17 protein-coding genes and 1 pseudogene are annotated in these 21,375 nt (G+C 72.0%); 4 read left to right on the forward strand and 14 right to left on the reverse strand.

The features are described 5' to 3' along the window. Positions 1 to 83: 83 nt before the first annotated feature. Positions 84 to 713, forward strand: a pseudogene (locus ACZ7MX_RS30995) (GlxA family transcriptional regulator); the annotation flags it as partial. Positions 714 to 776: 63 nt separating this feature from the next. Here ACZ7MX_RS30995 and ACZ7MX_RS31000 read toward each other — a convergent pair. From ACZ7MX_RS31000 to ACZ7MX_RS31015, 4 genes are all read right to left on the reverse strand, one after another. Continuing rightward, positions 777 to 2,192 carry a sugar porter family MFS transporter gene (locus ACZ7MX_RS31000; RefSeq protein WP_472136844.1) on the reverse strand — a complete coding sequence of 472 codons (1,416 nt, stop codon included), beginning with the start codon at positions 2,190 to 2,192 and terminating at the stop codon, positions 777 to 779. A 232-nt stretch (positions 2,193 to 2,424) separates the two neighbouring features. Next, positions 2,425 to 6,039: a chromosome segregation protein SMC gene (gene smc, locus ACZ7MX_RS31005; RefSeq protein ID WP_472136846.1), complete on the reverse strand. Its 3,615-nt coding sequence runs from the start codon at positions 6,037 to 6,039 to the stop codon at positions 2,425 to 2,427. Between the two features lie 344 nt (positions 6,040 to 6,383). Continuing rightward, positions 6,384 to 6,587, reverse strand: a complete 204-nt coding sequence (locus ACZ7MX_RS31010; protein ID WP_006602857.1) for a hypothetical protein — start codon at positions 6,585 to 6,587, stop codon at positions 6,384 to 6,386. 381 nt (positions 6,588 to 6,968) lie between these two features. Further along, a complete protein-coding gene (locus ACZ7MX_RS31015; protein WP_472136848.1) occupies positions 6,969 to 7,250 on the reverse strand; it encodes an acylphosphatase in 282 nt (93 codons plus the stop codon). A 131-nt stretch (positions 7,251 to 7,381) separates the two neighbouring features. On the opposite strand from ACZ7MX_RS31015, the gene ACZ7MX_RS31020 reads away from it, so the two are divergent. Further along, complete coding sequence (locus ACZ7MX_RS31020) at positions 7,382 to 8,332, forward strand: CAP domain-containing protein (protein WP_472136850.1); 951 nt, start codon at positions 7,382 to 7,384, stop codon at positions 8,330 to 8,332. A 37-nt stretch (positions 8,333 to 8,369) separates the two neighbouring features. Here the strand turns inward: ACZ7MX_RS31020 and ACZ7MX_RS31025 are convergent, their stop codons facing one another. Continuing rightward, positions 8,370 to 10,106, reverse strand: coding sequence for a PP2C family protein-serine/threonine phosphatase (locus ACZ7MX_RS31025; RefSeq protein WP_472136852.1), 1,737 nt, complete (start codon positions 10,104 to 10,106; stop codon positions 8,370 to 8,372). A gap of 250 nt (positions 10,107 to 10,356) precedes the next feature. On the opposite strand from ACZ7MX_RS31025, the gene ACZ7MX_RS31030 reads away from it, so the two are divergent. Further along, complete coding sequence (locus ACZ7MX_RS31030) at positions 10,357 to 10,743, forward strand: hypothetical protein (protein WP_472136854.1); 387 nt, start codon at positions 10,357 to 10,359, stop codon at positions 10,741 to 10,743. A 130-nt stretch (positions 10,744 to 10,873) separates the two neighbouring features. Here ACZ7MX_RS31030 and ACZ7MX_RS31035 read toward each other — a convergent pair whose 3' ends face one another. Beyond that, complete coding sequence (locus ACZ7MX_RS31035) at positions 10,874 to 11,464, reverse strand: flavodoxin family protein (RefSeq protein WP_199816414.1); 591 nt, start codon at positions 11,462 to 11,464, stop codon at positions 10,874 to 10,876. Between the two features lie 171 nt (positions 11,465 to 11,635). Here ACZ7MX_RS31035 and ACZ7MX_RS31040 point away from each other — a divergent pair, with 171 nt between their 5' ends. Beyond that, complete coding sequence (locus tag ACZ7MX_RS31040) at positions 11,636 to 12,064, forward strand: winged helix-turn-helix transcriptional regulator (protein WP_472136856.1); 429 nt, start codon at positions 11,636 to 11,638, stop codon at positions 12,062 to 12,064. Positions 12,065 to 12,113: 49 nt separating this feature from the next. On the opposite strand, the gene mutM is transcribed toward ACZ7MX_RS31040, so the two are convergent. The 8 genes from mutM to ACZ7MX_RS31080 form a co-directional block, all read right to left on the reverse strand. Continuing rightward, positions 12,114 to 13,040 carry a bifunctional DNA-formamidopyrimidine glycosylase/DNA-(apurinic or apyrimidinic site) lyase gene (mutM, locus tag ACZ7MX_RS31045; protein WP_472136858.1) on the reverse strand — a complete coding sequence of 309 codons (927 nt, stop codon included), beginning with the start codon at positions 13,038 to 13,040 and terminating at the stop codon, positions 12,114 to 12,116. Positions 13,041 to 13,170: 130 nt separating this feature from the next. Further along, positions 13,171 to 14,046, reverse strand: a complete 876-nt coding sequence (gene rnc / locus ACZ7MX_RS31050; protein ID WP_472136860.1) for a ribonuclease III — start codon at positions 14,044 to 14,046, stop codon at positions 13,171 to 13,173. A 7-nt stretch (positions 14,047 to 14,053) separates the two neighbouring features. Beyond that, positions 14,054 to 14,227 (reverse strand): 50S ribosomal protein L32, encoded by a 174-nt coding sequence (rpmF, locus tag ACZ7MX_RS31055; protein ID WP_028802425.1) that lies wholly within the window; start codon positions 14,225 to 14,227, stop codon positions 14,054 to 14,056. A 2-nt stretch (positions 14,228 to 14,229) separates the two neighbouring features. Continuing rightward, positions 14,230 to 14,892 (reverse strand): YceD family protein, encoded by a 663-nt coding sequence (locus ACZ7MX_RS31060; protein ID WP_472136861.1) that lies wholly within the window; start codon positions 14,890 to 14,892, stop codon positions 14,230 to 14,232. Between the two features lie 972 nt (positions 14,893 to 15,864). After that, positions 15,865 to 16,974 carry an ATP synthase F0 subunit B gene (locus ACZ7MX_RS31065; protein ID WP_472136863.1) on the reverse strand — a complete coding sequence of 370 codons (1,110 nt, stop codon included), beginning with the start codon at positions 16,972 to 16,974 and terminating at the stop codon, positions 15,865 to 15,867. Positions 16,975 to 17,103: 129 nt separating this feature from the next. Further along, on the reverse strand, positions 17,104 to 17,616 hold the full coding sequence (gene coaD, locus ACZ7MX_RS31070) for a pantetheine-phosphate adenylyltransferase (RefSeq protein WP_472136864.1): 513 nt from the start codon (positions 17,614 to 17,616) through the stop codon (positions 17,104 to 17,106). Beyond that, positions 17,613 to 18,212 carry a 16S rRNA (guanine(966)-N(2))-methyltransferase RsmD gene (gene rsmD, locus ACZ7MX_RS31075; RefSeq protein ID WP_472136866.1) on the reverse strand — a complete coding sequence of 200 codons (600 nt, stop codon included), beginning with the start codon at positions 18,210 to 18,212 and terminating at the stop codon, positions 17,613 to 17,615. Before rsmD ends, coaD begins: the two co-directional genes overlap by 4 nt. A gap of 186 nt (positions 18,213 to 18,398) precedes the next feature. Next, a complete protein-coding gene (locus ACZ7MX_RS31080) occupies positions 18,399 to 21,371 on the reverse strand; it encodes a helicase-related protein (protein WP_472136868.1) in 2,973 nt (990 codons plus the stop codon). Positions 21,372 to 21,375: the final 4 nt, after the last annotated feature.

Here is a 21,375-nt window from a genome sequence, read left to right on the forward strand (position 1 = left end):
CACCCAGCCCGCCGCAGGCGCAACGGCGAGAAACACCCGCGGCGCCGCAGACAGCTACGTGGGAGGCACCGCAAAGCGCAACGGCGACCACCCACTGGGCGCGGGCGGCCGAACTTGCGGCCCGTTTCCCGGAGTTGGAGGTGGACGCCGGGGTGCTGTACATCGACCACGGCGACGTGGCGACGAGTGCGGGCGCGGCGGCCGGGGTCGATCTCTGTCTGCATCTGGTACGCAGCGACCACGGCGCGGCCCACGCGGCGCGGATCGCCCGGCACATGGTCATGCCGCCGCACCGGGAAGGGGGCCAGGCCCAGTACGCGGCCCCGCCCGCGCAGGACCGGATCGACCCGGCGCCGGCGATGGAGCGGTCGCCGGCCCCGCTGCTGGAGTGGGTTGCGGAGCGGCTGTCCGAGCCGGTGTCGGTGGAGGACATGGCGGAGCGGCTGCGGGTCTCCGCGCGGACCCTGGCCCGCCGGTTCGCCGAGCAGCTCGGCACCAGTCCCGGTCAGTGGCTGCTGGGCCGGCGGATCACCGCGGCCCGGGCTCTGCTGGAGGAGACCGATCTGCCCGTCGAGGCGATCGCGGTGCGGGTGGGCCTGTCCTCGGCGACCAATCTCAGGCGCCGGTTCCAGCAGGCGATGCACACCACACCGGCGGCGTACCGGCGGGCGTTCCGTACGACGGGCGGAGCGGCCGGGGGACGGAAAAGCTGATGCCCCGGACCGCCTGTCGGTCCGGGGCAACAGCTTGCACCGAGGAGTGGGCTGGCGGGGGGGTTAGCCCATCTCCTCCAACGCCTTGCCCTTCGTCTCCTTCACGAACTTGAGCACGAAGGGGATCGAGAGCAGGGCGAAGAACATGTAGATCACGTAGGTACCCGAGAGGTTCCAGTCGGACAGGCTCGGGAAGCTGGCCGTGATGGCCCAGTTGGCGATCCACTGCGCGGAGGCGGCGACGCCCAGCGCGGCGGCGCGGATCTTGTTCGGGAACATCTCGCCGAGGAAGACCCAGACCACCACGCCCCAGGAGAGGGCGAAGAAGAGCACGAAGACGTGGGCGGCGATCAGGGCCACGGTGCCTTCGGTGGTCGGCAGGGTGCCGGCCGCGGTCTTGGCGGAGAAGGCCCATGCCTCCAGGCCGAGCGAGACGGCCATACCGACCGAGCCGATCAGGGCCAGCGGGCGGCGGCCGATCCGGTCGACGAAGATCATCGCGATCACGGTGCCGATGATGTTGATGATCGACGTGGTGAAGCTGTAGAAGAACGAGCTCTGGGGGTTGATGCCGACGGACTGCCACAGCGTCGAGGAGTAGTAGAACGCCACGTTGATGCCGACCAGCTGCTGGAAGACCGAGAGGCCGATGCCGACCCAGACGATCGGCAGGAAGCCCACCTTGCCGAGCAGGTCCTTGAAGCTCGACTTGTGCTCGCGGCGCATCGCCTCCTGGATCTCGGCGAGCCGGGTGTCGAGGTTGACGGTGTGGCCCTCGACCTCGGCCAGCACCTCCTTGGCCCGGCTCGTCTTGCCGATGGAGATCAGGTAGCGCGGCGACTCGGGGATCGCGAAGGACAGCAGGCCGTAGAGGACGGCCGGGATGACCATCACGCCGAGCATCCACTGCCAGGCCTCCAGGCCGGCGATGGTGCCGCGCTGCTTGCCGTCGGCGAGGTTGAGGATGCCCCAGTTGACGAGCTGGGAGACGGCGATGCCGATGACGATGGCGGCCTGCTGGAAGGAGCCGAGGCGGCCGCGGTAGGCCGGCGGCGAGACCTCGGCGATGTAGGCCGGGCCGATGACCGAGGCCATACCGATCGCGAAGCCGCCGATGATCCGCCAGAGGGCGAGGTCCCACAGCGCGAACGGCAGGGCGGACCCCACGGCGCTGACCGTGAACAGCACCGAGGCGATCTGCATCACCCGGATGCGTCCTATCCGGTCGGCGATCCGGCCGGCGGTGGCGGCTCCGATGGCGCAGCCGATCAGGGCGACGGCGATCACCTGGGCCAGGACGGCCGACCCGACGTCGTAACGGCTGCGGATCGCCTCGACGGCGCCGTTGATCACGGAACTGTCGTAGCCGAAGAGGAAGCCGCCCATCGCGGCAGCCGCGGTGATGAAGATGACATGGCCGAGGTGTTCGGGGTGGGCCTTGCGGCCTTCCGGAACCGTCGGGTGCGCGGTGCTGGTCAACGTGAACTCCAGTGGCCCGGCTGCGCTGCCGGGCGTAGGGGGCTGGCCCTTCTAGTGGTGCATAGGTTGGGGGTACCCACCACTTGAAGGTAAAAGCAACGTTGCAGAGACTATGCCTTCAAGTTTCGAAGTCAATAGGCCGAGATGGATTTGTTTCCCCGCGGTTTACGGGACGGTTCATTCAACTTGTGAATTGATCAGGAACTGATGCCACGTCGGACACGCGCTGCGATCAGTGCAGTCGCTGACTGATGACCTTCGAGACGCCGTCCCCTTGCATGGATACCCCGTACAGGGCGTCCGCGACCTCCATCGTGCGCTTCTGATGCGTGATCACGATGAGCTGGGAGCTCTCCTGCAGCTCCTCCATGATCCGGATCAGCCGCTGGAGATTGGTGTCGTCCAGCGCCGCCTCGACCTCGTCCATGACGTAGAACGGGCTGGGCCGCGCCTTGAAGATCGACACCAGCAGGGCCACCGCGGTCAGCGACCGCTCGCCGCCCGACAGCAGCGACAGCCGCTTGACCTTCTTGCCCGGCGGCCGGGCCTCGACGTCCACGCCGGTCGCCAGCATGTCGTCCGGGTCGGTGAGCACCAGCCGCCCCTCGCCCCCGGGGAAGAGCCGCGCGAAGACGCCCTCGAACTCCCGCGCGGTGTCGTGGTACGCCTCGGTGAAGACCTGCTCCACCCGCTCGTCGACCTCCTTGACCACCCGCAACAGGTCGGCCCGGGTTTTCTTCAAGTCTTCAAGCTGCTCGCTGAGGAACTGGTGGCGTTCCTCCAGCGCCGCGAACTCCTCCAGGGCCAGCGGGTTCACCTTCCCGAGCTGCTGATACGCCCGCTCGGCGGCCCGCAGCCGCTTCTCCTGCTCGGCCCGCACGTAGGGCACCGGCTGGTTGCGGGGATGCTCCGGGTCGTCCGGCAGCGTCTCGCCCTCCGCCGGCGGCGACGGCGGCACCGGCTGGTCCGGGCCGTACTCGGACAGCAGCGCGGCCGGCTCCACCCCCAGCTCCTCCAGCGCCCGGCTCTCCAGCTGCTCGATCCGCAGCCGCTTCTCGGCACCGAGCACCTCGCCCCGGTGCACCGAGTCCGTCAGCTTGTCCAGCTCGGACGTAAGGTCCCGGGCCGCGTTCCGCTCCGCCACCAGCGCCTGTTCCCGCTCGGCCTTGGCCCGTTCCGCGGCGGCCCGCTCCTCCTCGGCCCGGACCACCGACACCTCGACGTGCGCCAGCAGCTGCCGCGCCCCGGACGCCACCGCCCCGGCCACCGCCGCCTCGTGCCGCAGCCGGGCGCGCCGCCGCTCGGCCCGCGCCCGCGCCTCCCGTTCCGCGCGCGCTCCCCGGTCCAGCGCGTCCGCCCGCCCGGCCAGCGCCTTGACCCGCTCCTCGTGCGTACGCGCCTGGAGCCGGGCCTCCATCTCCGTCTGCCGGGCGTTGGCCCCGTCCGCCGCCAGCCGGTCCCGTACGGAGGTGTCGGGCTCCTCGTCGCCGACGCCCGGCTCCTCCTGGGCCACCGCCAGCCGCTCGGCCAGCTCCTCGGCCTCCTCGGTGGCGCGGACCAGCGCCTCCTGCGCCCGGGCGGCCGCCGCGGCGGCCCGCTCGGCCTCGCCGGCGGCCGCCCGGGCCTGCCCGCCGAGCCGCCCCAGGTCCCCGGCGACCTTGGACTTCTCCCGGTCCGCGGCCCGCCGCCGCTCGGCCAGCTCCTCGACCAGCGCGGCGCACTCCGCCCGCCGCGCCTCCGCGGCCCGCTGCTCCTCGGCCAGCCGCTCGCAGCGCTCCGCCAGCGCCTCCAGCTCGGCGGCCGCCTCGTCGACGGAGGCCTGCACCTCCAGCAGGCTCGGCGCACCGGCCGAGCCGCCGTGCGCGAAGTGCGCCCCGAGCAGATCGCCCTCACCGGTCACGGCCAGCAGCTCCGGCCGCGCGGCCACCAGGTCCTCGGCGTCCTCCAGCGTCCCGACGACCACGACGTCCCGCAGCAGCCGGGCCACCGCGGCCGTCAACTCCGCCGGCCCCTGGACCAGTTGACCGGCCGGTACGGGCTCCGCGCGCGGCCCGGGCACCCGGTGCACGGCGGCCGCGGCGGCGTCCCCCGCCCCGCCCTGCGCCGGCACCGTCCCCGTTTCCGCTCCGCCGGTTCCCAGCACCATCGCCGCCCGCCCGGCGTCCTGCTTGCGCAGCAGCCGGATGGCGTCGGCGGCGGTGGCGGGGTCGCTGACCGCGACCGCGTCCGCCGCCGCACCGAGCGCGGCGGCCACCGGGACCTCGAAGCCGGGCGTGACGGTCAGCAGCTCGGCGGCCGGCCCGAGCACCCCGCTGAGCTGCTCGGACGCGGCGAGCAGGGCGCCGGTGCCGTCCTTGCGGCGCAGCCCGAGGGCGAGCGCGTCGTGCCGGGCGGCGGTCGCCGCGCGCTTGCGCTCGGCCGCGGTCAGCGCCTCCCGGGCGGCGGTCAGTGCGGCGTCCGCCTCGGCCAGCTCCCGGCGGGCCGCGTCGTGCCGGGCCGCGCTCTCCTCGTCGTCCGCGTCCAGCCCCTCGACCTCGGCCTTGAGCTGCTCGTACTCCTCCTGGGCCGCGGCCGCCCGCTGTCGGGCGTCGTCCCTGGCCTCGGCGAGCCGGCCGATCTCCGCCTGGGCCGAGGCGGCCCGGCCGCGGGCCGCGGTGACCTGGCCGCTGAGCCGGGCCAGGCCCTCGCGGCGGTCCGCGATGGCCCGGGCCAGGTCCCGCAGCCGCCGCTCCTCGTCCGCCAACTGCCGCTCCAGCGCGGCACGGTGTTCGACGGTGTCCTCCAGCGCCCGGGTCGCCGCCTCCAGGGCGGCCGCCAACTCCGCCTCCTGCTCGCGGATCCGGGCCGCCTCCCGCTCCATGTCGTCCGGGTCTCGCCCGGTCCGCTCCTCGGGCGGGGCCGCGGTGGCGCTCTTGACCCGCGCCTCGGCCAGCGAGATCGTGCCGCGCACCCGCTCGGCGAACTGCGACAGCTCGTACCAGGTCTGCTGGGCGCGCTGCACCCGCGGGGTGAGCGCGGCGACCTGCTCCTCCAGGGCCGCCTCCCGGCGCTGGGCGGTGCGCAGCCGCTCCTCGGCGGCCTGCTTGCGCTCCTTGAGCGCCGCCTCGTCGGCGATCTCCGCCTGCAGCGCGGCACGCTGCGTGACGAGGTCGTCGGCGAGCAGCCGCAGCCGGGCGTCCCGCAGGTCGGCCTGGATGACGGCGGCGCGCCGGGCGACCGCGGCCTGCCGGCCGAGCGGTTTGAGCTGCCGCCGCAGCTCGTCGGTCAGGTCCTGGACGCGGGCGAGATTGGCCTTCATCGCCTCCAGCTTCCGCAGCGCCTTTTCCTTGCGCTTACGGTGCTTGAGGACGCCGGCCGCCTCTTCGATGAAGGCCCGGCGGCCCATCGGATCGGCGTGCAGAACGGAATCGAGCTGGCCCTGTCCGACGATGACGTGCATCTCCCGGCCGATACCGGAATCGGAGAGCAATTCCTGGATATCGAGCAGCCGGCAGGTGTCCCCATTGATCTGGTACTCGCTTCCGCCATTGCGGAACATGATCCGGGTGAGGGTGACTTCGGCGTACTCGATCGGCAGTGCACCGTCGGAGTTGTCGATGGTGAGCGAGACCTCGGCCCGGCCGAGCGGCGGCCGCCCGGTCGTCCCGGCGAAGATGACGTCCTCCATCTTCCCGCCGCGCAGCGACTTCGCGCCCTGCTCACCCATGACCCAGGACAGCGCGTCCACGACATTGGACTTGCCGGAACCATTGGGGCCCACGACACAGGTGATTCCCGGTTCGAACCGGAGCGTCGTGGCGGAGGCGAAGGACTTGAAGCCTCGCAGGGTCAGACTCTTGAGGTGCACGCCGTTGGACTCTACCGGCCGCCCCTTGACGGACCACCCCAACATTCCGCCGCCGGCCCCCGCCCCCGGGACGTGCCCCGGCACCTGCAGATACCGCGCCGTTCATTTTCGGTTTCACCGCGGAAAGCGAAGGGCACATCATGCGGTAAGGGAGGGGCGGCCCGGCCGGATCGGCCGTATCGATCACAGGCCGCATTGATCGCGGACGGTATCCATCACGAGAAGTGCCGGACGGCGGACGAAGAGCCGGGAAACGACGAAGGGACGCCGAAGCGTCCCTTGCAGATCTTGATGAGAGCGGTGCCTCAAGCGGCTGGGAAGCAGCCCTACCGGCCCTCGTCGGGTCAGGTGAGCGCGGGCTCCGCCTGGGGTACGTCGATGTCGAGCATCGAGTCGTCGCGACGTGCGGCAGCGGACAGCATGTCGTTTTCGGCCTGCATCCGGATGAGCTCGGATTCAAGGTCTTGGACGCGCTGCTGAAGCCGTCGCATCTCGGAGAGGACTCGGGGGTCGGAGCCGCCGACGTAACCGAGAAGCGCCTTTGCCATGATGGATGGTCCTCCACAATGAGTGACCGACCGAAGCGGTGTGGGTCGTGAGGGATTCCGCACCCGCGGCTTGTCATTCTCTGGTGTACTCAATGCCAAACAGCTAAGGTGCGCGGGGATTCCAGAGTCTCACCAAACGGTTGGACGGTCAACACGATCACGCCCCGTATCCTCGGGCACCTGAGAGTGCGCGGCCGCGAGGGCGCTGCGCCGACTCCCCAGAAAGGTCCCGCGGGGGCGTGGAGATCATCCGTACAGCGGCAGCCTTGCACGGGTCGGCCGAGTTGGCAACCACCAGCGCTTATCTCCCGTAAGCAGCTGACGAAGACGCACCGCCAAGATCGCGGACAGCGGCCGTACGGCCGGTCCCGGTGGCCGGTATCAGCGGATCTCGAAGCCGTCGTAACCGCCGCGCGGCGTGGCCCATATCTCAGTGACTCCGTCTACTCGCCCGGGCGTGTCACCGGTCCGCAGCCAATCGAGCAACTGATCGCAACGGTCCTTCGTGCCCTCGGCGACGACCTGGACGCGGCCGTCGTCGAGATTGCTCGCGAATCCGCTGAGTTCACCGATTCGCAGGGCGTTCGCACGGGTGAACCAGCGGAACCCCACACCCTGCACCCGCCCCCGTACCCATGCGGTCACGCGCACCTCTTCTTCCATGTGTGCACGTTAACCGGCCAATTGCTCAACGGGCACTTCGGCCCCATGCGTCATGGCGTACAGTCCCCCGACAGCGAAACTCACCCTTACGGGTGAGCGTGTTGACGCTGAGGACGGAAGGAAGACACCGGATGGGCCGCCATCGACGTCTTGCGAATCCCCTGCCGGCAGCCCCCGGCCCGCGGTCTGTTGACGCCCCGACGGCAAGGGTGCCGGCCGCCGGACCGGACGGCCCGGCGCGGCGCCGCTCGCACCGTGCGGCCCGCGCACGCGGTGCGGCACCCGTGCGCACCGGCCTGCTCGGCGCCTCCGCGGCAGTGGCGATGGGTGCCGTGGCGGTCGCCTCCGGACTGATCCCGGGCGGCAGCCACTTCGACGGCGGTACGGGCGACGGACCCGGCGAGCGCGTACGGGCCGGCGCCCTGCCGGAGGCCACCGCGCCGCAGGGGACCCTCTCGGTGTCCCCCACCGATCGCGCCACCCTCCCGGCCAGCCGCGGCAGCGCCCGCGCCGCGGTCCCCGGCGCCACCGGCCCCACCACCCCGACGACCTCCCCCTCGCCGCACCGCCCCGCCAAATCCCCCACCCGGAAGGCCGGTTCACCCGGCTCCGCCGCACCAACCGGCCACCCGTCGGCCGCCGCGTCCGCGGCCGCGTCCGCGACACCGCGGCCCACCGCGTCCGCCTCCGACGGCACCGGCAGCGAGTCGTCGGCCGAGGCCCAGGTGCTGGCCCTGGTCAACCAGGAGCGGTCCCGGGCCGGCTGCTCCCCCGTGACCGCCGACCCGGAACTGGCCTCCCTCGCCCAGCGGTTCAGCGACGACATGGCCCGCCGCGGCTTCTTCGGCCACACCGACCCCGACGGCCACACCCCCTGGGACCGCGCCGAGGCCCAGGGCATCAGCGGCCTCGGCGGCGAGAACATCGCCCGCGGCCAGGCCACCGCCCAGGCCGTCATGGACACCTGGATGCACAGCCCCGGCCACCGCGCCAACATCCTCAACTGCGAGTACAAGACCCTCGGCGTCGGCGCCCACTTCGGGCCGGGCGGGCCGTGGTGGACGCAGGACTTCGGCTTCTGAGACGGCCGTGGGGCAGCGGGCGGCCCGGGGACGGGGCTCACTCGCCGGCATCGGGTGGGTACAGGCCCGCGAGGTGGTGCCCGGGTCGCAACGAGCCGGGCCCGTACCGTACGGCCAGCAGGGCCACGTCGTCGTCGTTGTCCGGTGGGCGCGCCCGTGCCAGCAACTGGTCGGTGAAGGATTCCAAGGGGCGGTGGGCCAGGGACGCGGCATGCCGGCGCAGGTGGTCCAGGCCCTCGCCCAGGGAGTGACCGGGGGACTCGATCAGGCCGTCCGTGTAGAGGAGCAGGGTCGCCCCGGGCGGAAACTCCACCAGCGCGTCGGGGCGGGCCTGCTCGGGCGCGACGCCCAGCAGGACCCCGTGGCCGTCGGTCAGATAGCGGGCCACGCCGTCGTGGGTGACCAGGAGCGGAGGGGGATGGCCCGCGTTGGTCCAGGACAGCTCGCACCGGCCGGCGTCGTTCTCACTCATGCGGGCGAAGACCAGCGTGGCCATGGAGACCTCCGCGATGTCCAGGGTCGCCCGGTCGAGCCATTCCACGACCTTGCTCGGCGGCTTCTGCTGGGACAGGGCGTACGCGCGGAGCATGTTGCGCAGCTGGGCCATGCCGGCCGCCGCGTCCAGGTCGTGGCCGACGACGTCGCCGACGGCGAGGGCGGTGGCGCCGTCCATCAAGGTGAACGCGTCATACCAGTCGCCACCGACCTGGGAGGCATCCGGGGCGGGCAGATAGCGGGCGGTCATGCTGAGGCCCGGCGTGTGCGGCAGCTTCGGCAGCAGATGGCGCTGCATGGTCTCGGCGACCTTGCGCTGGCGCTGGTAGAGGCGGGCGTTCTCCAGGGCGAGGCTGGCGCGGCGGGCGATGTCCTCCAGCAGGGCGGTGTCGGTCGCGGTGAACCGCTCGGGCTGGTCGGCACGGCCGAGGGTGAGGGCGCCCAGCACGTCGTGCAGGCTGCGGAGGGGGACCACGATCGCCGAGTGCATACCGGTCGCGTCGAACAGGCGCCGCTGCTCCACGGCAATGCCGGAGTCGGGCGGTCCCTGATAGGTCTCCGGGCCGGCGAGGGAGGACGCCACGCCGCGCAGGGCGCGGGAGAGGGGCATCGGGGACTCCTGCGGCACCGGCGGCATGGGCCCTTGGAGGTCCTCCCGGAACGTCACGGTGCCGCCCTCGGCATGGGCGACGGTGAAGCGCCACACTTCGTCCTGCTCGCTGATCAGGTCGATGACGGCCCAGTCGGCGAGGAGGGGCACCACGAGCTTGATCAGGCGGCGCAGCGCCTCGTGGATGTCCAGGGTGGAGGTGAGCAGGGTGGTCGTCTCGGCGAGCAGGGCGAGCCGTTCCCATTCGGAGAGCCGTCCGCCGGCCGGTGACCGCTGGGCGGGGCGTTCGGGACGTCCTGCGGAGTGGAAGAGGACGAGCGTGGCCGACGGGCGGACATCGGTGTCACAGGGAGTGGCCAGCCATTCCACCGGCAGGAGCGTGCCGTCGCCCCGCTCGAGCCACTCGTCGCCGCCCTGCTCCGTGCGCCCGTCGAGGACGCTCTTCCGCATCCGGCACCGGTCCCTCGGCACGGGTTCCCCTGAGCTGGTGCGGTGCAGCAGTTCGTGGGCGTCCTGGCCGATCAGGCTTGCGGCGGAACGGCCCAGCAGCGCTTCGCCGCGCGCGTTGACGGCGACGATGGAACCCTGGTCATCCACCAGATAAGCCCCCGCGCCGAGGGCGTCGAGGGCCCTGGCAACCGCTTCCTGAGGGCCACCCGGGTCCGTCATGGCCTGCCTCCCGTCACCGGCGAAGATGCCTCGGCCACCCCTGATCCATGCGTTTGATCCATGCGTTCCCACTGGACGACATTGCACGCCCTTCGCTGACGTCCACCTGGGGTATCCGCCCCTCCCCTTCTTCGGCCTCCGACCCGCGCCCGGCCCGCTCCTGACCTGCACCCGCGCTCCCGGAGGCGCGCTGGTGCGCCGTGCATGCGCCCTGAATATGCCCACCGACGCCCCGGTAACTTCGCCGTCCATGAAGGGACTGGGGAAGTACTGGGGGTGGGCGGTCTTCGCGGTGCTCATCGCGGCCTGGCTGACCTCTGCGTTCGGACCGGGGGTGCTGCTGACCCTCTCGGCGCTGAGCACGGTGTACTTCTTCTTCCGGATCCCGGCGTGGTGTGGCGCCTCGGGACGGGAGGGGACGTGCCGCAACAACAGCAGGGGAGTGCTGATGGGCTGCCATCTCCGCCAGCACAAGTGGCAGAAGTTCAAGCTGGTCGTCGTGCGGGATCGGTGGCGCCAGCTGGCGAGGGAGCTGTTCCCCAACGCGACGTCCGCCCTGGCGACGGTCGGCGGCATCGTCGCGGTGCTGTCGGGCGTCGCCTCCGTACTGCAGCCGTTCTGGGGGAAGGGCTGGTGACCACGCGGTCCGGGGAAGGGCCGGCAACGGGCCAGGGCCTGTGACCAAGGTGCTGGTCAGAGGCCCTGGCCGCGCGGGCGTCGAGGCTCCGCGCCCGTGCCGGTCGGGCGGAGAGTCCCGCTCGCGCCGGTCAGGCGGACAGCGCGGCGCGGCCCGCGAGGGTGACCCGGGCCTGCTCGGCAATACGGCGGCCGAGGTGTTCGGCGGTGGCGACATCGGCCTTGTGGACGCCCTCGGGGCCCTGGTCGTTGTTCGACTGGGCGGCGGCACCCAGGAAGAAGCCCAGCCGGTTCAGGTCGTTCTCGGACGCGGTGGAGGAGTTCCAGCCCGGGAGCAGGTTGAGGCCGACCCAGGTCATGCCGTGCTGGGCGGCGAGCACCGTGAAGAACTGCAGGGTGTGCAGCTTGTCGCCGCTCTTGGAGGCGGAGTTGGTGAAGCCCGCCGCGATCTTGTCCTGCCAGGCGCGGGTCGCCCAGCGCGCGGACGTCGCCTCGGCGAAGACGTGGAACGCGCCGGAGGCGGTCCCCATGTAGGTGGGCGAGCCGAAGACGATCGCGTCGGAGGCGTCGAGCTGCTCCCACTGGGCCTCGGTGATCTCGTCGACCTTGATCAGGTGCACGGTGGCACCCGCCTCGGCGGCGCCGGCCCGGACGGCCTCGGCGAGGACGGCGGTGTGGCCGAAACCGGAGTGGTAGGCGATCGAGACGACGGGCGCGGGCAGAGCAGGGGTGGTCACGGGGTCTCCTCGGAGGACAGGGCCCCGGGCGGTGGTCGCCGGGGCGTCTACACCGAGAAAAGCACTAACTTTTCGAAAGTGCAACCCCGAAGATAGCGCATGCCGATCAGGTAGCGCTCTCCAGCAGTGAGCGCTATCGCGGAGTATGGTGTGAGGATGGCGACGACCGAGACCGCGGACCAGACGAACGGGGCGGCCACCGGCGGCTGTCCGGACGACCTCGCCTACGACGTGTTCGCGCGCAACTGCCCCTCCCGCGACACGCTCAAGCACATCACCGACCGCTGGGGCAGCCTGACGCTGGGCGCGCTGCTCGACGGGACGTTCCGGTTCAACGAACTGCGGCGCCGGGTCGACGGGGTGAGCGAGAAAATGCTGTCGCAGACCCTGCACGCGCTGGAGCGGGACGGTCTGGTGCACCGCGAGGCGCAGCAGACCAACCCGCCGCGGGTGGACTACGCACTGACCCCGCTGGGACACCAGGTCGCCCGCCAACTCCGGGCGCTGATCGACCTGGTGGAGGACCGGATGCCGCAGATACTGCGGGCACAGGAGCGCTACGACGCCGAGCACGCCGCGCGCTGAGCCGCCAGCCTCAAAGCGTCCTTGGCGGAAGCGCCCGCCGCGGAACCGTTCAGCGGCGCGGCGGCCGCTGGCAGCGCGGACAGAAGTAGCTGGAGCGGTTCATCCACGGCCGGCGGCGGATCGCCGTACCGCAGCGGCGGCAGGGCTCGTCCTCGCGGCCGTAGGCGTCCAGCGAGCGCTCGAAGTAACCGGACTCGCCGTTGACGTTGACGTAGAGGCTGTCGAAGCTGGTGCCGCCGACGGCCAGCGCGGCGCGCATCACGTCCCGTACGTGCCCGAGGAGCTCGGCGGTGCGCGGGCGGGTGAAGGTGGCGGTCGGCCGGTCGTAGTGCAGCTTGCTGCGCCAGAGCGCCTCGTCGGCGTAGATGTTGCCGACGCCGCTGATCAGCGTCTGGTCGAGCAGCGCCCGCTTGACGGTGGTCCTGCGGCGGCGCAGCGCGTCGTGGAAGGCGGTGTCGTCGAAGGCCGGGTCGAGCGGGTCGCGGGCGATGTGCGCGATGACGTCGGGCAGTTGGTCGGGGTCGCCGGGCACGGTGTCGTGCAGCGACAGGCCGCCGAAGGTGCGCTGGTCGACGAAGCGGAGTTCGGTCCCCAGGTCGTCGGCGAACCGCAGCCGGATCCGCAGGTGCTTCTCGTCCGGCGCGTCGTGCGGCTGGACCAGCAGCTGGCCGCTCATGCCGAGGTGGGCGAGGACCGCCAGGCCGTGGGTCACGTCGGGGGTGACGAGCGGCGCGATGCCCTGGGCGGCGGTCTGCGCGGCGGGGGTACCGCCGGTCACCGGGATCCAGAGGTACTTGCCGCGGCGGCGCGCGGTCCCCAGGCGCAGCCCGGTGAGGCGGGCCGCGAAGTCCTCCGCCCCGGCCGTGTGCCGGCGGATCGCCCGCGGATGCCGCACCTCGACGTCGTCGATGGTGCGGCCGTCCACCCACCGCTCCAATCCGCGGCGGACGACCTCGACCTCGGGCAGCTCGGGCACGACGGACTCCTCGGAACGACGACGGGCGAGCGGGCGGCACGTCGACGGGCCAGCGTCGACGGGCGGGAAAGACTTCTGACCCCGTCCGGGGCGACGCGCGGTCGCCCCGGACGGGGTCAGAAGAGGTGCTTCAGTGTGCCGACGACGAGCCGTCGTCGGCGGTGGTGAGGGGAGCCGATCCGTCCGGGCTCGGCGACACGGCGTCGCCGGAGGCCGCCGCCTTGGCCGCTTCGTCCGCCGCGGCGCGGATGGCGCGCCACGCGGACTCCGCCGCCTGCTGCTCGGCTTCCTTCTTGCTGCGGCCGGTGCCGGTGCCGTACGAGACACCACCGACGCGGGCGGCAGCAGTAAAGGTCTTCTCGTGATCCGGGCCGGTCTCGGTGACCAGGTACTCCGGGACGCCGAGACCCTCGGTCGCGGTGAGTTCCTGGAGGCTGGTCTTCCAGTCCAGGCCCGCGCCCAGGCTGGAGGACTTCTCGATGAGCGGGTCGAAGAGCCGGTGCACCAGCTCCGCTGCCGCGTCGAGACCCTGGTCGAGGTAGACCGCGCCGATCACCGCTTCCAGCGTGTCGGCGAGGATGGAGGCCTTGTCCCGGCCGCCCGTGCCCTCTTCGCCCCGTCCGAGGCGGATGAAGGCACCGAGGTCGAGGCCGCGCCCCACCTCGGCGAGCGCACGCGAGTTGACCACCGCGGCCCGCAGTTTGGCCAGCTGGCCTTCGGGCAGGTCGGGGTGGATGCGGTACAGCGTGTCCGTGACCACCAGGCCGAGCACCGAGTCCCCGAGGAACTCCAGCCGCTCGTTGGTGGGCAGACCGCCGTTCTCGTATGCGAACGAGCGGTGCGTCAGCGCACGCACCAGAAGGGCGGACTCGAGCTGGTACCCGAGCCGCCCTTCCAGAAGCGTGTGGGACGAGGCTGTGTCCGCCGGAGCCGTTTCCTCCCCGCGCTTGCGGGATGCCGAATGGGCGTCTTCCGCCTTTTTGGGGCTAGACACAGTGCCTGTCACCAGCCGCTCAGACCTCGAGGACCTGGCGCTTGTTGTAGGTGCCGCAAGCGGGGCACGCGATGTGCTGCTGCTTCGGCTCGTGGCAGCGCTCGCACGCCACCAGGGTGGGGACCGCAGCCTTCCACTGCGACCGGCGGTGGCGCGTGTTGCTGCGCGACATCTTCCGCTTCGGAACAGCCACGGCTACTTCTCCTGAGGTTCATCCCCGCCGTCGCGGGGTGCGTTGTCCTTCTCGCCGTCCTTGCTGGTTTCGGCGAGTCCCTGCAGTGCCGCCCAACGGATGTCGACGGCGTCGTGATGGTGGTCCGGGTCGTCCGCGAGCCGTACTCCGCAATCGGAACACAGGCCCGGGCAGTCGTCCTGGCACACCGGCTGCATCGGCAGTGCGAGCACCACCGCATCGCGCAGCACGGGTTCGAGGTCGAACAGGTCGTCCTCGATGAAGAGGGTGTCCTCCTCGTCCTCGGCGTCGTCGTCGGCGTCCTTGTCACGGACCCTGGCGTCGGCGTCGGGGTAGGCGAACAACTCCTGGAAGTCGCTGTCGAGCTCTCGCTCCAGCGGCTCCAGACACCTTACGCACTCCCCCTTGACCCGTGCACGGGCGGTACCCGTGACGAGCACCCCGTCCATGACCGATTCGAGGCGGAGGTCGAGCTCGATCGGGGCACCCTCGGGCACACCGATGACCTCATTGCCGAGGTCCCGGGGGGCCTCGACGGAGCGGGAGACCCTCTTGAGCGCACCGGGACGCCGACCCAGCTCACGCGTGTCGAACACGAGAGGGGCGCGGTGGTCGAGGCGGGCGTTGATGGCTTCCTGCTTTCTACGGGGTTTCGTGCCGCCCATGCTTCGCTGGGAAATCCGGGCAGCAGTGATCGCGGAAATACGCGCGACCGAAGAGCCAGGATACTGGAAGCACCCCGATAGGCCCAATCCACACCCACTCTCCCCAGCCACCCACGGAACGCGGGCGGTCAGACACCTACGGGCCAGGCACCTGCTCGTACGGGGCAGGCGGTTACGGGCCGCGCGCAGGCCGGGGTCGGGGAGCCGTGTCGGCCGTACTACGGCCGCGTGCCGATCGCGCGGCGGCGCAGGGACCACGCGTCCGCGTCGGTGGCCGCGTCGACCATCGGGGCGCTACGCCTGGCCGGCCACCCGAGGTGGCATACGCCTCGCGGGCGGGCTGTACTCCCTGTCCCCTAGTGGGCGGTCGAACAGATCCCGTAGGGGTCACGAGAACCCCCTGCGGGGCCACAACCGGGTGGGGGCGAGGGTTGTTCCAGTGCGCGGGGGGCGCAGCGGGGCGCAAGCGGGGTTACTCGCGGCGCGGGGCCACAAGCGGCGGGCAGGGCGGGGGGCCATCCCGGCGGCCCGCGACGAGGGGCAGGCGGGGCTATTCCAGAACAGGTGCAACGGGGCGCAGGCGGGGCTCTTGCGGCGGCGGCACCAGGGCACGGGCGAGGCTATTTCCGGCGGCGTGCACCAAGGCGCGGGCGGGGCGTTCTGTTGGCGGGCTGCGGGGGTTGCGGTGAGGGGCTACCAACGAATCCCCGTGGTGGGCACAAGGTCGCCGACGCCGACCCCGGCCCCGTCGCGGCCCCCAACCCCCTCGGTGAGCCGGTCGAAAGCCGCCGTCACCGCCTCGGCGACCCGGTCGAAAGTCGCCGGCATCACCTCGGTGGCCCGGCTGGGGGCCTCCCGTACCGCCTCGGTGGCTCGGCCCGGGGCCTCCCGTATCGCCTCGCGGTCCGGTCGATCGGAGGCGCCCCCGTCACCCCGGTGGCCCCGCAGTCGGCGGCTCCGTAGAGGGGTGGCCTACGGGCGGCCCTCCTCGTATTGGCGGAGCTGGTCGAGGTTGATCATGCTGGTGTCGAAGAGGCTGGTTTCGTCCAGGGCGGCGGGCTGGGCGGGTGTGTGGGGGGCGTGCTGGGGCTGTTGGGGCACCTGGGGCTGGAGGTAGGCGTTCGGGTCGTAGCCGGGCTGCTGGGGCTGCTGCTGCCAGTCGTAGGCGTACGGGTCCTGGTGCTGGGTGTACGCCGCGGCCTGTTGGGGCTGCTGGGGCTGCTGGTAGCCGTAGACGTCCTGCTGGGGGTAGGCGGCCGGGTCGGTGTAGTAGCCCTGCTGCTGGGGCTGGAGCGGCTGCTGGTGCTCCTGGGGCTGCTCCTGCGGCATCGCGGGCGTCTGCGGTTCGCGGTCGGCGCCGATGCCGGCCAGCTCGGCGAGGTACTCCGCGTCGGCCTGCGGCTGGGCGTTCTGCGGATCGCCCTGGGCCGCCAGGTGCGCGGCGAGTTCGTCGATCGCCTGGGCGCCCTGGAGCTTGTCGCGGCCCCGGCCGACCGCCTCCAGCGTCTTGGTCAGCACGGCCTGGAAGGCGCCGAACTTGGCGTCCACGTAGGCGTCCGCGCGCTGCCTGAGGGTCTCGGGGTCGGCGCTGCGCTCGGGGGCCTCGGCGTCCTCGTAGCCCTGCTCGTCGAGTCCGGGGCCCCGGCCGAGCAGCTTCTCGCGGCCGCGGTCGACGGATCCGATGGTCTTGGTGAGGACGACCTCGAAGTTGGCGAGCTTGGAGTCGACGTAGTCGTCGGCCTCGGCGCGGATCTCGGCGGCCTCCCGGGTGGCCTCGGCGAGGATCCGGTCCGCCTCCTCCTGCGACTGCCGGGCGATCTCGGTGTCGGAGATCAGCGAACCGCGGTGGGCGTGCGCGGACTCGATGATCCGCTCCGCCTCGGCGCGCGCCTCCTCGACCATCTGCTCCCGGCCGCCGAGCAGCTCCTGGGCCTGGGCGAGCGACCCGGGGAGCGCGGCGCGCACCTCTTCCAGCATGGCGAGCAGCTCGGCGCGGTTGACCACGCACGAGGCCGACATGGGCATGGACCGCGCACCGGCGACGGTCGCGACGATGTCGTCGAGCTTCTTCTGCACGTCCACCTTGGACTCGCCACTCTCTGAGGGGTTGGAACGACGGAACGGGACGACTGTACGTCCACCGGCCCTCCGCCCGACACCAACTGACGGTACGTCAGGAAGGGGCCGCGGCCGGTGCGCCGGGGGCGGTGATCAGCTCTTCTTGCGCAGCCGCTCGGTGAGCGCGTCGAGCACGAACGGCGGGACCAGGTGGGAGACGTCGCCACCCCAGGCGGCGACCTCCTTGACGAGGCTGGAGGAGAGGAAGCTGTAGGTGGGGTTGGTGGGGACGAACAGGGTCTCCACACCGGAGAGGCCGTTGTTCATCTGGGCCATCTGCAGTTCGTAGTCGAAGTCGCTGACCGCGCGCAGGCCCTTGACGATCGCGGGGATGTCGCGCTGCTTGCAGAAGTCGACGAGCAGGCCGTGGAAGGACTCGACCTGGACGTTGCCGTACTCGGCGGTGGCCCGGCGGATCAGGTCCATCCGCTCGTCGACCGTGAACAGCCCCTGCTTGGACTGGTTGATCATCACGGCCACATGGACGACGTCGTACAGCTTGGAGGCACGGGCGATGATGTCCAGGTGCCCGTTGGTGATGGGGTCGAACGACCCCGGACAGACGGCGCGGCGCAACGCGGGTTCCTCGCTCTCCGATGCGGTCATGACACGCTTGCTGACGTCGGTTCGGCGGACGTCGGAGCGGCGCGACCGTACCAAAGCGTCCCCTCGCCGTAGCGACGGGCCTTGATCGCGGTGAAGCCGTCCGGCCACGGGAACGCGCCGCCTCTGGTGCTCCGTTCCACGGTGACGAGTGCGTCGTCGGACAGCCACCCCTGACCACGGAGTGTGAGCAGGATCTCGCACAGCTCGGCGTCGGTCACCGCGTACGGCGGGTCCAGGAAGACGACGTCGTACGGCTCGCCGGGAGGCGGGGCGGCGGCGGTCTGTTCGGCCTTGCCGGGCCGCACCTCGACGCCCGGGAGGCCGACCGCGCGGACGTTGTCGCGGATGGTGCGGACGGCGCGGGCGTCGGCCTCCACCAGCAGGACGTGCGCGGCGCCGCGGGAGAGCGCTTCCAGTCCGACCGCGCCGGAACCGCCGTACAGATCGAGCACCCGGGCGCCGGTCAGCGGGCCGTCCAGCGACTCCCAGGTGGAGAACATGCCCTCGCGCGCCCGGTCGGAGGTCGGGCGGGTGCCGTTGCCGGGTGGTACGGCCAGGCGGCGGCCGCCGGCCGTACCGGCGATCACGCGGGTCATGGGCCCGTCCTTACGTCGTGCGGGGTGGAGGGGGTCTGCGGAGCCGTGCGGGCTCCGTGCTCCACGATATTCCGTCGTCCGGCGGCGGGCGCCCGCCGGAGCCGTCCGGGCGGCCCCGCGGCCCGTGATCGTTCTCACGCGGCCGCGGGCGCCGCACGGACGGCACGGCCCGCCGGGCCGGCCCGCTCAGCCCTTGTCCAGGTACTGCTCCCGTTCCTCGTCCAGCAGGGCGGACAGGGCGATCCGCAGCTCCGGATAGCCGGTCAGCTCGGGGTCGTCGCCGACCAGCGCGGTGGCCTCCTCGCGGGCGGCGGCGATGATCTCCTCGTCGTCGATGACCGTGAGCATCCGCAGCGAGGAGCGGACGCCGGACTGCGCCTGGCCCAGGACGTCGCCCTCGCGCCGCTGTTCCAGGTCGATCCGGGAGAGCTCGAAGCCGTCGAGGGTGCCGGCCACCGCGGCGAGCCGGGCCCGCGCCGGGCTGGCCTCGGGCATCTCGCTGACCAGCAGGCACAGGCCGGGCGCCGAGCCGCGGCCGACCCGGCCGCGCAGCTGGTGCAGCTGGGAGACGCCGAACCGGTCCGCGTCCATGATCACCATGACGGTGGCGTTGGGGACGTTCACCCCGACCTCGATGACCGTCGTCGCGACCAGCACGTCCAGCTCGCCGGCCGCGAACGAGCGCATCACCTCGTCCTTGTCGTCCGGCGCCATCCTGCCGTGCAGCACCGCCACCCGCAGGCCGGCGAGCGGGCCCTTGGTGAGCTGGTCGGCGATGTCGAGCACCGCGAGCGGCGGGCGCTTCTCGGCGAGGTCCTCCGGTGAACCCGCCTCGGCCGCCGCGCCCTTGCCGCCGGCCGCGCCCTTCTTGCCCGGCTTGTTGCCCGGCTTGGGCGCGTCCTCCTCGTCGCCGATCCGCGGGCAGACCACGTACGCCTGGTGCCCGGCCTCGACCTCTTCGCGGACCCGCTCCCAGGTCCGCGCGAGGAAGTGCGGTTTGTCCTTCGCGGGCACCACATGGCTGGCGATCGGCGAGCGTCCGGCGGGGAGTTGGTCGAGGACGGAGGTCTCCAGATCACCGAAGACGGTCATCGCGACCGTCCGCGGGATCGGCGTCGCGGTCATCACCAGGAGGTGCGGCGGCTGCTTCCCCTTACCGCGCAGGGCGTCGCGCTGCTCGACGCCGAAGCGGTGCTGTTCGTCGACGACCACCAGCCCGAGGTCGTGGAACTGCACCTTGTCCTCGATCAGCGCATGCGTGCCGACGACGATGCCGGCCTCGCCGGTGACCAGGTCCAGCAGCGCCTGCCGGCGGGCCGCGGCGCCCATGGAGCCGGTCAACAGCACCACCTTCGTGCCCTGTTCGGCCCCGCCGAGCATCCCGCCCTCGGCCAGCTCCCCCATCATCTCCGTGATCGAGCGGTGGTGCTGCTGGGCGAGCACCTCGGTGGGCGCCAGCATCGCGGCCTGGCCACCGCTGTCGACGACTCCGAGCATGGCGCGCAGCGCGACCATGGTGTTGTGCGTGACGGTGAAGTGGTCGGTCACATAGGCGTGCGAGGGGTGCGCGACGCTGATGCACTGGACGGGCTTGCGGCCCACGTGCTCGATGGCGCGGATCGAGCGCCGGAGGCCCGGGGCGTCACCGGCCCCCTCCTCGGGCAGCGTGACGTGGACGTCGTACGCGCCCGCCCCGGTGTCGTGCAGTCGGGCCGCGCCGCCCAGGGAGCGCACCAGCCAGGCGAGGTCGCCGGCGAGCGGGCCGGGCGCGGCACGGAACACGTCCCCGGTGCCGGAAGCCTCTCCCCCGGCCTCCATCAGACCCCGCAGTACGGCCCGCCGGTCCTTGACGGGGGCGTTGCGGTAGGCGGCCGGCAGGCCGTCCGCGGGGAGGGACCGGCCCAGGCGGTACGGGTCGAGCGGCCGCTCCCCGCCGTCGTCGAGGTCGACGGGGGTGGCCGCGGCGATGGACCACCGGGGGCGGCCGTCGGCGTGCAGCAGGCCGGCCCGCAGCTCGCGGGTCGTCAGCACCTGCTCGCCGGTCTCGCGGGACCCGGCGATCCACAGGTGCTCGTCGTCGCACTCGACGGTGGAGCCGTCCGACAGCACCAGTCGCCACACCTCGCGCTCCCCCTGCGGGAAGACGCCGTCCACCACGGCGCGCTCGCCGCTGGGCACCACCACTTCGGTGCCGACGGTCATCTCCCCCATGGGCCGGAAGCCGCCCGGGGTGAGCACCAGGGCGTCCAGCGGCTGGGCCTTTCCGGAGCCGACCTCGCCCTGGAGGAGGCGGTGCATGGGGTGTTCGGTCGCCAGGTCGTCGAAGATCTCCCGGCTGACCTTCTGCTGGCCTTCGGTGAGCGTGAACGGGAGCTCGGCGTCGAACGCGTCGAGGATGCCGCCCTTGACCAACTGTCGTGGAACGGCCGGGAGTTGGGTATCGGTCAGGCGTCTGCGGGCCAGCGCGACCTGCATCACGAACGCCTCGTCCCACTTCAGCCGGTCCCGCGCGTCGGCGATGTCGGCCTTGCTGCCCGGCCGGTGGATCTTCAGCAGCGCCTCGGTGAGCGGTACCAGTGACCGGCCCTCGCGCAGCGCCTCGGGCAGCGGGTCGACGGCGTCCTGGGCGCTGGGCAGCACCGCGTCGACCGCCTTGGTGATCTTCCAGGACGCCATCTGCTGGCAGGCCGGGTAGATCGGGATGAGCCGGCCCGCGAAGGAGTCCACCGCCTCACCGTCGGTGTCGCCGTCCAGGAGCGCGTACTCGGGGTGGGCGAGCTGGAGTTTGCGGTTGAAGACCGAGACCTTGCCGGCGAACATCGCGCGGCGTCCGGGCAGCAGTTCCTTGTGCGGCTTGTGGATGCCCTTGCCGAAGAAGACCAGCTGGAGCCGGCCGCTGCCGTCCGTGAGGGTCACTTCGAGGCGCTGTCCCCGGCCGGCGTTGAACTTGTGCACCCGGGCGTCGGCGACCCGGGCGACGACCGTGACGTGTTCGTCCAGCGGGAGGTCGGCGAGGCGGGTCAGCTCACCGCGCTCGGCGTAGCGGCGCGGGTAGTGGTGCAGCAGGTCCCCGACCGTATGCAGGTCGAGATGCTCGGCCAGCACCTTCGCGGTGGTGCCGCCGAGGATTTTCTTCAGGGGTTCGTCGAGCGCAGCCACGCGT

This window comes from Streptomyces sp. NPDC107765, assembly GCF_055657085.1.

Coding starts and splice junctions, on each gene's coding strand:
- ACZ7MX_RS31010 (WP_006602857.1), bottom strand. CDS start 6,587: ATGGCAAAGGCGCTTCTCGGTTACGTCGGCGGCTCCGACCCCCGAGTC.
- ACZ7MX_RS31015 (WP_472136848.1), bottom strand. CDS start 7,250: ATGGAAGAAGAGGTGCGCGTGACCGCATGGGTACGGGGGCGGGTGCAG.
- ACZ7MX_RS31020 (WP_472136850.1), top strand. CDS start 7,382: ATGGGCCGCCATCGACGTCTTGCGAATCCCCTGCCGGCAGCCCCCGGC.
- ACZ7MX_RS31025 (WP_472136852.1), bottom strand. CDS start 10,106: ATGACGGACCCGGGTGGCCCTCAGGAAGCGGTTGCCAGGGCCCTCGAC.
- ACZ7MX_RS31030 (WP_472136854.1), top strand. CDS start 10,357: ATGAAGGGACTGGGGAAGTACTGGGGGTGGGCGGTCTTCGCGGTGCTC.
- ACZ7MX_RS31040 (WP_472136856.1), top strand. CDS start 11,636: ATGGCGACGACCGAGACCGCGGACCAGACGAACGGGGCGGCCACCGGC.
- ACZ7MX_RS31060 (WP_472136861.1), bottom strand. CDS start 14,892: ATGGGCGGCACGAAACCCCGTAGAAAGCAGGAAGCCATCAACGCCCGC.
- coaD (WP_472136864.1), bottom strand. CDS start 17,616: ATGACCGCATCGGAGAGCGAGGAACCCGCGTTGCGCCGCGCCGTCTGT.
- rsmD (WP_472136866.1), bottom strand. CDS start 18,212: ATGACCCGCGTGATCGCCGGTACGGCCGGCGGCCGCCGCCTGGCCGTA.